This is a genomic window from Lacrimispora xylanolytica (assembly GCF_026723765.1).
Classification (GTDB): Bacteria; Bacillota; Clostridia; order Lachnospirales; family Lachnospiraceae; genus Lacrimispora; species Lacrimispora xylanolytica.
In genome coordinates, this window is the sequence record NZ_CP113524.1 from 4,331,962 (window position 1) to 4,345,000 (window position 13,039).

Annotated in this window: 9 protein-coding genes, 3 tRNA genes and 1 rRNA gene (1 of these 13 cut by a window edge); 2 read left to right on the top strand and 11 right to left on the bottom strand. The window is 40.7% G+C overall.

What is annotated here, in order from left to right; all coding sequences use genetic code 11:
• Positions 1-68: 68 nt before the first annotated feature.
• Genes OW255_RS19935 through OW255_RS19945 form a run of 3 tightly spaced genes read right to left on the bottom strand, consistent with a single transcriptional unit; the run spans position 69 to position 3,253 of the window.
• Positions 69-1,427, bottom strand: coding sequence for an ABC transporter substrate-binding protein (locus tag OW255_RS19935; protein ID WP_024838050.1), 1,359 nt, complete (start codon positions 1,425-1,427; stop codon positions 69-71).
• Positions 1,428-1,484: 57 nt separating this feature from the next.
• The gene (locus OW255_RS19940) at positions 1,485-2,324 is read right to left on the bottom strand and encodes a carbohydrate ABC transporter permease (protein ID WP_024838049.1); all 840 of its coding nucleotides are present in this window, start codon (positions 2,322-2,324) and stop codon (positions 1,485-1,487) included.
• The gene (locus tag OW255_RS19945; protein ID WP_024838048.1) at positions 2,324-3,253 is read right to left on the bottom strand and encodes a carbohydrate ABC transporter permease; all 930 of its coding nucleotides are present in this window, start codon (positions 3,251-3,253) and stop codon (positions 2,324-2,326) included. The genes OW255_RS19940 and OW255_RS19945 overlap by 1 nt, the downstream gene beginning before the upstream one ends.
• A 240-nt stretch (positions 3,254-3,493) precedes the next feature.
• On the opposite strand from OW255_RS19945, the gene OW255_RS19950 reads away from it, so the two are divergent.
• Entirely contained in the window at positions 3,494-4,228 is a 735-nt protein-coding gene (locus OW255_RS19950; RefSeq protein ID WP_024838047.1) for a response regulator transcription factor, read from the top strand.
• Positions 4,229-4,291: 63 nt separating this feature from the next.
• Complete coding sequence (locus OW255_RS19955) at positions 4,292-6,163, top strand: sensor histidine kinase (RefSeq protein ID WP_024838046.1); 1,872 nt, start codon at positions 4,292-4,294, stop codon at positions 6,161-6,163.
• A 222-nt stretch (positions 6,164-6,385) separates the two neighbouring features.
• On the opposite strand, the gene OW255_RS19960 is transcribed toward OW255_RS19955, so the two are convergent.
• The 8 genes from OW255_RS19960 to OW255_RS19995 form a co-directional block, all read right to left on the bottom strand.
• Positions 6,386-7,525, bottom strand: a complete 1,140-nt coding sequence (locus OW255_RS19960) for a 2-methylaconitate cis-trans isomerase PrpF family protein (RefSeq protein ID WP_024838045.1) — start codon at positions 7,523-7,525, stop codon at positions 6,386-6,388.
• Positions 7,526-8,177: 652 nt separating this feature from the next.
• Positions 8,178-8,477, bottom strand: a complete 300-nt coding sequence (locus OW255_RS19965) for a hypothetical protein (protein ID WP_155857778.1) — start codon at positions 8,475-8,477, stop codon at positions 8,178-8,180.
• A 192-nt stretch (positions 8,478-8,669) separates the two neighbouring features.
• A complete protein-coding gene (locus OW255_RS19970) occupies positions 8,670-8,867 on the bottom strand; it encodes a hypothetical protein (RefSeq protein WP_024838043.1) in 198 nt (65 codons plus the stop codon).
• Positions 8,868-9,360: 493 nt separating this feature from the next.
• Positions 9,361-10,389, bottom strand: a complete 1,029-nt coding sequence (gene namA, locus OW255_RS19975; RefSeq protein WP_024838042.1) for an NADPH dehydrogenase NamA — start codon at positions 10,387-10,389, stop codon at positions 9,361-9,363.
• Positions 10,390-11,032: 643 nt separating this feature from the next.
• Positions 11,033-11,103 (bottom strand) — tRNA-Cys (locus OW255_RS19980).
• Positions 11,104-11,115: 12 nt separating this feature from the next.
• A tRNA-Glu gene (locus tag OW255_RS19985) sits at positions 11,116-11,187 on the bottom strand.
• Between the two features lie 46 nt (positions 11,188-11,233).
• A tRNA-Asn gene (locus OW255_RS19990) sits at positions 11,234-11,306 on the bottom strand.
• 92 nt (positions 11,307-11,398) lie between these two features.
• Positions 11,399-13,039, bottom strand: a 23S ribosomal RNA gene (locus tag OW255_RS19995) (it continues 1,252 nt past the right edge of the window).

Sequence of the window (13,039 nt, forward strand, 5' to 3'; positions counted from 1 at the left end):
ATATACGGATAGAAGGTGTCACAAAATATATATTTTGCAACACCCTCACTCCTCTTCCTATAAACGGATTACTTCGTCTTTAATTGTCCTAATATCTCTTCATACTGCTCTAATAATTCCTTCGCAGCATCTTCCGGTGTAATATCCCCGTAAATAACTTCCTGAATCAAATCCTTACGGACTACCTCAAGCTCTGTATTGCCGCTGATCATGTTATTGATATAAGGATCTTTTGCAACCAGATCAATGGCTTTTTTCTGAAGCTCGTCAACAGAACCCTCTGCAATGAGAATATCTTCTGCCTTCTGGGTCGGACAATATCCCACTGCTGTTTTCTGTATTTTAATTGCTTCCGGGTCATTCATAAGGAAATCCAGGAATTTAGCGGCTTCTTCTTTATTGGCAGAATTGTCATTGATAGAAAAGCCACGGTCTCCGCCGTATACCACACCAGTACTCTTTGCATTTTCCATTACTGGTGCTGAAATCACTTCCAAAGGACTGTCTACAGAAGTTAGGTACTTAGGAGCTGATCCTGTATAATCCACGATCATTCCAATTTTTTTGTTGATCCACTTAGTATTTTGGTCCATCTGGCCTGCAAAGGTTGCTGCATCACCAAATGGCTCCAGAGCATTTGACTGATAAAGATTTAAAATATTCTGGAATGCTTCTGCAGCATCTGCCTCTGTAAAATTAGGGGTATAGGTCTCTTCATCAATAATAGGCTTTCCAGTCTTTTGAACCAGATAAGGCTGTATAAACAGACGATTCAGCATATCTGCATCAGCTGTCATGAGATAAGCATCACTGTCTTTCTCATGAACCGCTTTTCCTAATTCTGCAATTTCAGCCCAAGTATAATTCTTTGTAAGATCAATACCAAATTCCTTTGCAAAATCTGCATTTACATAAACAACAGGGGAACCACCCACTGTACATGGGAAAAGATTCGCTTCTCCATTATAGGTTCCTGAGATTTCGAGCAAACGGTCCTTTAAGGTGCTTAAATCAACAGGCAACGTAGAGAGGTCCGCTAAGTAATGTTTTGCCCCCTGAATATCCGGCAGCCATTCTTTATTAAGCTGAATGATGTCCGGTGCCGTATTACTGGAAAGGGTGGTCATGATTTTCTCATAGTATCCGTCGTATCCTTGATATTCTGCTTCTATTTTTACATTGGAGTTCTTTGCCTGATAAGCATCAATGACATCTAATAATGCCCCATGACGGCTGTCGCTTCCCCACCAGGAAAAACGTAAGGTTACAGGCGCTCCGTCTCCGCTGGTTGCTGACGTTTCCGCTGCGCTCTGAGTTGTCTGTTTAGTTTCACTTGTCTTGCCTGCGCTCCCACACCCCATAAGTGTTATAGCTGCCATTGATACTGACATAAAAAGAGCCGCATGTTTCATAAACTGTTTTTTCATAGAAATACATCCTCCTTAAATTAGGGGCAAACAGCCCCACCTGTCATTATATTACTTTTAGCCTTTGATACCTCCGGCTGTAATACCTTCAACAAAATACTTCTGGGCGAAGAAATATAAAAGAATCGGCGGTATCAATGATACAAAGGACATGGCCAAAACCTGATTCCATGGTGTCGATGACCCCTGGCTGTCAATGGACATTTTTAAGGCCAATGACAAGGTGTAGTTCTTTACACTACTGATATAAACAAGATTGTTAAAGTAATCATTCCATCTCCATAAGGTCTGGAAAATGATTACGGAAAATACCGATGGCTTTAAAAGAGGTGCCAAGATCTTTACATATACCACAAATGGATTACACCCATCCATGTAAGCGGATTCGTCTAATTCTTTCGGAATTCCTCTCAGGAACTGAATCTGCATAAAAATCAGGAAGGGGTAGCAGGCCAAAACTGCAGGTGCCCAGAAGGGAAGATAGGTATCCACCCAGCCAAATTTATTAAATACCACATATCTGGGAATCATGATGACTGCGTCTGGCAGCATCAGTGTAGAAATCATAAGTGCAAATAAGGTCTTTTTAAAAGGAAATTTAAATCTTCCAAACCCATAAGCAACAATTCCCGTGGATAGTGCGGTAAAAACAACCGTCGGCACCACCAGCTTGAACGTATTTAAGTAAAAGGTAAGATAGGTAAACTGACCGCTTCCCTTCCAGCCATTTTTGTAAGCAATGGAAGAAAACGTTTCAGGCAAGAGACTCATCTTTCCAAATAACTCCTGATTATCCTTAAAGGTGGCAAAAAACAGCCAGATTAAAGGATAAATCATTGCAACACCCATAACAATTAAGATTACATATGCAATTATATCATTTTTCTTCACTCTCATTAGTCCATTCCTCCATCATTATAAAATACCCATGCACTGGACGAGCGGAATACCAAAAGTGTAATTAGAAGAATCGCCACAAACAGCACCCAGGAGGACGCAGATGCATATCCCATCTTCAAATTTTTGAAGGCGTCTTCATAAATCTTCACTCCAATCAGATAAGTTCCGTGATTGGGACCCCCGTTTGTAATGATGAATGCTGATGTAAATTCCTGCAATGCATGGATAATCTGCATAATCAGGTTAAAGAAAACGATCGGTGTCAGCATGGGAAGAGTAATACTCCAGAACTTTGTCCATTTGTTAGCTCCGTCAACCTCTGCAGCCTCATAAAGTTCTGTAGGTACATTTTTAAGTCCTGCAAGGAATAAAACCATGGAGGAACCAAACTGCCATACCACCAGTAAACTGATGGTTACCAGTGCAATATCCGGATTTCCCAGCCAGTTTACAGAAGGAATACCAAATACTCCAATAAACTTATTGATCATTCCTTCTTTCATAAACATAAAACGCCACAAAATGGAGATTGCAACGCTTCCACCCATAATAGAAGGCAGATAGTAAACGGTACGAAATAGATTGATGCACTTCAGCTTCATATTCAGTATCATTGCCACAATTAAAGCCATAATAAGCTTCATGGGAACAGCCATAAGTGCATACTTAAAGGTCAAACCAAGCGATTTCATAAAGTATTTATCTTTTTGAAACAGTCTTGTATAGTTGTCTAACCCAATCCACTTACCTTCAGACAAAATCGAAAAGTCCGTAAATGAATAGTACAGGGACATAATTAACGGATATGCCTGAAGAATACAAAAACCAATCAGCCAGGGCAGAATAAACAAAATTCCCCACTTCCAGTTTTTCGGATATTTCCTGACACCGGGTACGGGCAGATTCTTAGTTGCTTGCGGTGACATACATTACTCCTCCTAACGCTTTTCATTAATGAGATTTTATCACATACCCTCATGAACTGAGCCCCTGTCACCGTTACCTGTACCTATCATTATTATCTATCATTATTTTACAGCTCTATCATTATTTTAGAGGTTTATGAAAAACTCCTGGGAATCATCGCTCTCATTTGACGCAAAGAAGCCTGACATGCTATAATTTGCTGGTAATAAACGTTACCGATTTGTTGGGGAGGTAAAACAATGTACGAGCTTTTAATTGTAGATGATGAGGCTAATTCCCGGGATATTCTCGCCTCCTGTTTTCCATGGAATGAATCCGGCTTTTCCGTCTGTGCCCAAAAGGGAAACGGTCGCGAAGCCCTTGATTATATAAAAGATCATACGGTCCATGTGATTTTGACAGACATAAGTATGCCTGACATCGACGGTATCGGTCTCGCCAAAGCCATTTGGGAGGCTCCTGCCCCCAGCCCCACTATTGTCTTTTTAAGTGCCTATGACAATTTTCAATATGCCCAAAATGCCATGCGCTATGGAGTTCGATACTATGTCTTAAAGCCTACCAATTTTTCTGAGCTAAAAGAGATATTTGCTACTATAAAAAAGGAACTGGACAATAAATATGGGATCTCATCCCAGGACGAAACCGATTATGTCCCCGATGAAATTATAGATAAGGTTCTCGCTTATTGTACAAAGAACTATCGGGAAGGCTCCCTCTCGGATCTGGCGGAATCCCTGTATCTAAATTCCTCCTATCTCAGCCAGCTGATCAAACAAAAAACCGCTAAGACCTTTTCTGATTTATTAACCGAAAGCCGCATGAAACAGGCCGCATTACTTCTAAAAGATCCGGATTCTAAAATATATAATATCAGCAATTCCATTGGATATGTAAATCCCAATAACTTTGCAAGAGCCTTTAAAGCATATTGGGGTGCTACCCCCACAGAATACCGAAACCATGAAAAATAAACAGGTAATGCCTATAAGGGACTGGCGGCTAATAATCAGCCGGAGATAGGAAACGAAAAGAAAATGAAACAGATGAAGCAGATGAAACAAACAATCCGTATACAATTATCCGTTCGTTATCAGTTCTTTACCAAAAGCCTGTTAACCAACTGCCTGTTACTTTTGATCCCCATCATGATGGTTGGCCCTTACAGTGTCATCCAATCGTCGAAGGACAATACGGCTGCTATAGAAAAAAGCACCTATCAGACCCTTCATCAGCTGGAGCAGACCATTGAACAGCTTTATTCTCATATTGATAATGCTAAAATATTTTTCTCCTCCAATCCCAGGGTCACCATTCAAATGAAAAAAGCATTTAATGAAAAGTCTGTTACTCTGGATTCCCTGAGAAATATAGAAAACCTGTCTTTATATTTTCAAAACCTTATATTTACTGACCCTTATATTGAAAACATCTATGTTTATTATGACAATTCCTATAACCGGATGTTCCTTCCGCAAAGGGGTTCTATGCAAACGGTCTTCAATTCAGACGAACAGAACATTATAGAAACTTATAAAAATTCCGGCACCAAAGATTTCTGGATGGAGATCAAGCGAAAAACAGTTCCCGGATCTACTGCCTCCATCGATTCCCTGGTCATTTATCAGCGTCTCTATACACGTTTTGCAAACAAGCCGGTGGGAATGGTCGCCTTCGAATATAATCTAAATAAGATGGAGCAGTATTTTCAGACGCTGCTGCAATACAGCAGCCAGACCATATATTTAATTGATTCGGGACGCAATGTTATTTATACCAACAGCAAATCCAATAATCCTGCTGCCGAATTGGACAACATTGATACAACACTCACTTCGAAAGAAGAGTTGCACCTATTTGATATTGAGCTAAACGATATGTATCAAAAAGCCGCCTATTTAAAATCTGCGCGGAACAACGGTCTGACTTATATTACCTTTACTCCCTCCAATGAAATCTATAAAACTACAAGGAGCCTTTCCGGAACTTATATGCTCCTTATGTTTTCAGGAATTTTCTTATCCTTTGTCCTGGCCTTTTATAAGACCAATAAGGAATATCGGTATTTGAGTAACATCATTGACATCTTCAGTAATCCAGAAACTTCCCAGCAGCATTTTGACCAAATGCCGAGGAAAGCTGGTAATCCATTTGAATACATTATGCTAAACATAATAAAGCTGTTTCTGGAGCAAAAATATTTAAAAGTTCAGGCATCGGAGCGGGATTATAAATTGCAGATATTAAAAATGCAGGCATTACAGCATCAGATTAACCCTCATTTCCTCCATAATACCTTAAACACCATTTACTGGGAAGCAATTCGTATGACATCTTCGGAAAACTCATGCAGTACCATGGTCTCTAACCTTTCCTCTGTTATGCGCTATTCCGTTGGAGATCCTCAGGAAAACGTTAAAATCAAGGAAGAGCTTGGCTATTTAAAAACTTATCTGGATATTATGAAAATTCGCTACACCGATAAATTTGAGATAATCTACCGAGTCGATGAATCCTGCACCATTTATCCGATTAAAAAAATGATTCTACAGCCAATTGTTGAGAATTCCATCTATCATGGAATCAAAGAAAAAGACGAGAAGGGCAGAATCTATGTTGGAATCCGGCGCATTCATACATCCATCTTATTTTATATCCTGGATAACGGAGTCGGCATTCCTTTGGAAAAGCTTTTAAAACTGCAGAGACAGCTTCATACCCATTCCGACATCACCTCCTCCCACATTGGCCTGACCAACACCAATCTACGGTTAACAATGACCTATGGGGCTAAATCCCGCCTTCGGATTAAAAGTATCAGAGGAAAATATACCCTCGTATATTTTACAATTTCGGTCATGGATCTGGAATCGAAGTTTGCTCCGCAAAAGGATTCTGTAGATGAATAGGATTCCTTAATTGAAGGATCATGAAGATATTGAAAAACAGATGCCTGAGGCATCTGTTACGACTTTTGATTTATTAGATATCTAATTTACTTAACTTCGATATTTTATAGAAAATAAGCTATCAGAGCATAACATATTCGCAATGATTGCTCCGCTATGGCTTTTTGCTGAACTGCATTTTCAAAGACACGAAAAACGATATCTGAATCTACATGCCATACACTATCTTCTTATATAAACAGTCCCATCCATGATTCTTCTGGCAGTTCTCTGTACCCCAACGCTCGGTAGTTCCAATTCACCATTCTTTTCTGTCAGTTCAGGGTACATAGTCATGATTCCACTTGGGTGGCCGATTCGCACATTTTCCACAAGTTCCATAGATCTTAGGACTTTATCCACAACAGAGCCTTTTAAAGCGGCAGCCACGCTAATAGCGCTGGCAGAAGTTAATGGACAGGCTTTATGACATTTAAACACAGAAATAACTCTCGTACAGATATCCATGTTTTCCGCCTCCACCTGCTGGCCTGCAATATCCGTATAACTTTTTGGATTGGTCACAAAGCCCACTTTGGGTACTGCAGGACTGTTTAATGTGGCATCCTCCAAGTTTTTTGCAAATCCCATCCTACAGCAGGCAGTACCTCTTATTTTTTCTAACAACGTGCTAATTTCCTCATTGCTGTTAATTTCCTCCGGAAGCTCCGTTCCGGTAAGACCGATATCTTTTGCATATACAATTACCATTGGATTGGATACATCAATAATAGTTGCTTCCAAAGGTCCAAATCCTGGGATCTCAAGCACATCAAGAAACTTACCGGTAGGAAGCAATACGCCGGTTTTGGACCCTGCCGGATCCATAAACTTTACTTTTAACTCTGCTGCCGTTCCATCCACACCGGCAATGGAACAATCTCCATCTTGTGCAAAGGTATCGGTTTCCGGATCAATGGGAACGGTTACATGAATGTACTTGTCTGTGTTGCGGTTCAGCATACGTACTGTAGTAATAGGTTTTATTATGTCAACCATACCTTCTTCAACCGCAAAAGGCCCTACCGCTGCTGTCATATTTCCGCAATTTGATTTGTAATCCACCAGACCTTTTCCCACAATCACCTGTCCCACAAGATATTCCACATCCACATCATTTTCTTCACTTTTCCATATCACTACAATCTTGTTATTTGAAGATACCGTTCCACCCATGCCATCAATCTGCTTTGGATCCGGATCTCCCATTACCTGAAGAAATATGGAATCCCACTCCAATCGGTCATCTGGTAAATCTTCTTTTCTGAACATACAGCCCTTACTGGTGCCACCTCGCATGAATACTGTTTTAAATGCTCTCATCTCTTATATATCTCCCCTTTCATAATGAAATAGCAACAACTTAAAGAGAACAAAGCTTGTCTGTTTATAAAAAACCTTGTCTGAATAAAATTTAGTATATCAATAAAGCATACGTGATACAAATTCAATATTGTTATGATTATATGCAAATATTTGATACGTAGCTAGAATCACAAGTTCAACACAGTAGATGAAACTTATCTTTAATGTCAGTCTATACTAACTGCTGACACCAGAATTATTATACAAAACTACGCAGTCTCAAAGGTAGACTCTTGCCATAATATCATGGTCGAAGCTTTCTCTAGGAAATTAAAACGTATAAGGAGCCTTCATCCTACTACATATGGACTATAACCAGGGCTCCACTATGGGATACCCCCATCTTTGGGATAAGCGCGACTCTGAAATAGCCAATGAATCAGTAGAATCTAGATGATATAGCAGTTCTGGATATAACCAATATAATAGCATTATAGATAATAAAGAGTCTTAAATGCAAAAAATGAGCCTTAGAAATCCTTACTTTTTTCAGGTTTCCGAGACTTTCATAAAAAAGAGGACAATCCGTTCAGAGCTATAAATCTTTAAAAATACAAAATTACAATTTTGATATAAAACAATATCTATCTTTTAACTGTCCAAAATCCTTTCAATCTATAAAAGCTTCCCGAACCTCTCCTTCTAAGTTTTTCAGGCCCTTTACTGACTCCACTATTATATTTGTAGAAGCTGCCATTTCAATAATTCCCAGAAGCCCCTCATAACAGTTTTTAGGTTTATTTCCTAACCGTTGAATATACTCTTCTATTCTTTTCCGGCTAGGAAAATAAGTACGATTCAGAGCATAAAGGGCCTGAAGTAAATGATCTAATGATTTTTCCAAAACCTGATGATAAAATAAAACTTCTTTTCTCAGAACCCCCCTGTCTAAATCATCAACATTCATCACACGAGAAATATAATTTTGAAACAGCTTTTCAAATAATTCAGCAGACGGTCTTTCACTCTTTCTTTAATATCTGTCCAAATGGAATCTACTTCATAAAGTATACTTATTTTTAATCCTAGCAAGTTTTCTGTAGGGTCATTACCAGCATTGTCTTACTGCTTTAGTGTCTCAAAAATGATACCATTATTCCTGCTAAAATTTTAATACATTTTTTGTAATCGCGTCTTCTATCAATGATTTAGATATATACATTGCCTTTAAACGATTTCTAAGAAGCGTATGATGAGAGTTGCCTTCTGGGAATTTTTCCTTTGCTTTTTCACATTTGTTAATGATAGAGTTTACAGCCCTAAGGGCCGCAGTTAACTCTTCACTAGAATATTTATCCATAGCATATTCACCTCATTCTACATTCTAATTATATGATTTTATTACTAATGCATCTTATTATAATACCATAATCATATTTAATCTACCTATTTTATAGGATCCCCCATTTAACTTGAATAACAAGTAATATAACTAAAAATTGCATCGTTTTGTTCTATAACGGAATATAAAAAATGCATACAGATATGCATTGCTATAAAACCTTTAATGATTTAATATACTCCCTGCAATGACTACAAATATTCTACTAATAGAAATCTGTATCAAGAAACTGCAAAAAAAGTGAGAGCAATCCTTGCTTAATTGCCTCACTTTTTATACTTTTGCTTTTTATTTCATAGCGACATGCACTATATTGTTCCATTAGAATATCTACTTGGCATTACACTCCATTGCAGACATTACTCTTCTTATGTGAGAATAATGAAGGTCGTAACACTTTCCCCATAAGTAACTGAAGCTATCTTACACACAACCATAAATCCTTCATAGTTTACTTTCTGGTCTGAAAACCACGCCTATACTGCTCCGGCCATGGGTACTCGACTTCCATATTACGTGCTGTATGCAGTATCCAGTAAGGATCGCGTAAGAGTTCCCGGCCTAGCGCAACCAGATCCGCCCGTTCTCCACCCAAAATTTCTTCCACCTGATGTGGGTCCGTAATCAGCCCAACAGTAACCACAGGTATGCCGCAGACCTGTTTTAATTGTTCAGCAATTTTTACTTGATAGCCAGGATAGATCTTCATAGGTGGTGTTGACACAACTCCGCCTGTACTTACATCAAGCACATCAATATAGGGCTTCACCAAGTTAATAATTTTAGACATCTCTTCTATATGCATACCATTCGGTTCATAATCCTCAGCAGATACACGCAATAAAATCGGCTTTTCAACTGGCCAAACCTCATGAATCGCCTTTAGTATTTCAATCAATATACGGCATCGCTTTTCTGTTGACCCGCCATAACCATCCGTACGATGATTGGTTAATGGCGACAGGAATTCACTGATCAGGTATCCATGAGCGCCATGAATCTCAATTGCATCAAAACCGATTTCAGCCGCCCGCGCAGCGGAATCACGAAATGCATTAACAGTTTCATGAATATCCTCTTCCGTCATCTCACGAGGCATAGGAGAGTCCTGACTAAATGGTATAGCACTAGGGGCGTCAATTATCTTTTCCCGGGCTTCACACTTACGCCCCGCATGATTGAGCTGAATTGCCACTTTACTCCCCTGTTTCTGGCAAGCGGTAACAATTGGCTTAAGCGCCTTTGCCTGATCATCATTCCAAAGTCCCAAACAATGGTCAGAAATACGCCCCCGTGGTAAAACACCGGTGGCTTCCATAATAATCAACCCTACACCGCCAACCGCACGGGAGGTATAATGCGTAAAATGAAATTCATTAGCAATCCCATCAGTTCCGGCACTATACATACACATCGGAGGCATAACAATACGATTGTGCAGAGTCATGCTTTTTACAGTAAATGAGTTTAATAAGTACATAAGATATTCTCCCTTCTATTATAATAAGATTTGGTAAAAGCTTGTTATAGATGTGAATTTGAATCATTATTTCATTTATGTATGCTGTAGCAAAAACATTATTCTTTCATTATATATTGCATATATTATATATCTGCATGATGAAGGATGCAATTAAATTCATGTAAATCATATTAATCCTCCAATGCACTATGAGAAGTTACTCAAAAAACCCTGCCGATAAAAAGAGAAAGAGGAGTTTTAAGTCATATAATTTAATACTAGAACCATATTAAAGTCGAACAATACTAATTTAACGTCATCAGTGAGTCATTAAGCTACAACATTTACTAAGAAACATTGCTAAGCATATGAATATTTCTTTGGGTATAGTGTAGAAATATTGGAAATGTATTATAAACCCTGGAAAAAGCGGCGGAAAAGGAGATAGCCTATATAGAGAAACCTTAAAACAGGCTTATTTAGATTTTTTCTGAACGGATAGAGTAGCAATTTAATACTCTTAAGCAAGCAAGTTTTTTTACTTAAAGCTAAAGCAATTGTGGACGCACCTGCATAGCAGGTGGTTTAGTAAAAAAACTGCTATACAAGTAAAAACCCCAGAAACCCTTATTTTATCAGGTTTCTGAGGCTTTCATAAGAGAGGCGACAACCAGATTTGAACTGGTGATCAGGGTGTTGCAGACCCACGCCTTACCGCTTGGCTATGTCGCCGTATTATTTTAATGACCCCAACGAGATTCGAACTCGTGTTACCGCCGTGAAAGGGCGATGTCTTAACCGCTTGACCATGGGGCCTTACTTGTATTTCGTTGACCCCACAGCTTCTGTTGAGTATCACGAACTCCCCGAGTAGGACTTGAACCTACGACCCAACGGTTAACAGCCGTTTGCTCTACCGACTGAGCTATCGAGGAATATTGCTTTTCAGCAATCCTTGAGGCATATACCCTCAAAACCACACATTGTTATATATCTTTCATCCGTTCTTCCTCTTACCTAAACCAACCTGGTTAAGCCCTCGACCTATTAGTGACAGTCAGCTGCACATGTTACCATGCTTCCACCTCTGCCCTATCTACCTCGTCGTCTTCAAGGGGTCTTACTCTTGCGATGGGATATCTCATCTTGAGGGGGGCTTCACGCTTAGATGCCTTCAGCGTTTATCCCTTCCCGACTTGGCTACTCTGCCATGGTGTTGATCACCAACAGATACACCAGAGGTCAGTCCATCCCGGTCCTCTCGTACTAAGGACAGCTCCTCTCAAATATCCTACGCCCACGCCGGATAGGGACCGAACTGTCTCACGACGTTCTGAACCCAGCTCGCGTACCGCTTTAATGGGCGAACAGCCCAACCCTTGGGACCTACTACAGCCCCAGGATGCGATGAGCCGACATCGAGGTGCCAAACCACTCCGTCGATGTGAACTCTTGGGAGTGATAAGCCTGTTATCCCCAGGGTAGCTTTTATCCGTTGAGCGATGGCAATCCCACTTTATACCACCGGATCACTAAGTCCTAGTTTCCTACCTGCTCGACCCGTCGGTCTCGCAGTCAAGCTCCCTTATGCCTTTGCACTCTTCGAATGGTTTCCGTCCATTCTGAGGGAACCTTTGAGCGCCTCCGATACACTTTCGGAGGCGACCGCCCCAGTCAAACTCCCCGCCTGACATTGTCCCCCAGCCAGGTAATGGCTGCAGGTTAGAAACCCAATATCGCAAGGGTGGTATCCCAACATCGGCTCCTCAAAGACTGGCGTCCTTGATTCATAGCCTCCCACCTATCCTGTACATGCAATACCGAATCCCAGTATCAAACTAGAGTAAAGCTCCATGGGGTCTTTCCGTCCTGGCGCAGGTAACCAGCATCTTCACTGGTATTTCAATTTCACCGGGTGCATTGTTGAGACAGCGCTCAAATCATTACGCCTTTCGTGCGGGTCGGAACTTACCCGACAAGGAATTTCGCTACCTTAGGACCGTTATAGTTACGGCCGCCGTTTACTGGGGCTTAAATTCAGAGCTTCGCGTTGCCGCTAACCCCTCCTCGTAACCTTCCAGCACCGGGCAGGCGTCAGCCCATATACCTCACCTTTCGGTTTTGCATAGACCTGTGTTTTTGCTAAACAGTTGCTTGAGCCTATTCTCTGCGGCCTGATTTCTCAGGCACCCCTTATCCCGAAGTTACGGGGTCATTTTGCCGAGTTCCTTAACAATGCTTCTCCCGCCGGCCTTAGGATTCTCTCCTCATCCACCTGTGTCGGTTTACGGTACGGGCACATATTACACAATAGCGGCTTTTCTTGACAGCCCCTACAGAGACTTCCCTACTTTTGTTCGGTACGCGTCACACCTTCCTGTTGCTAAGCGGATTTGCCAACTTAGCCAGTCCAATGCTTGCCCCGGTCTTTTCATTCCCGGGTTCTCTCTCGGTTCTGTGTCCCCACAGTTCTGATAATATGCGGTACAGGAATTTCAACCTGTTGTCCATCGACTACGTCTTTCGACCTCGCCTTAGGCCCCGACTTACCCAGAGCAGATCAGCTTTACTCTGGAAACCTTAGATATTCGGCCTGGAAGATTCTCACTTCCATCTCGCTACTCATTCCGGCATTCTCTCTTCTTAACACTCCACATCTCCTTACGGT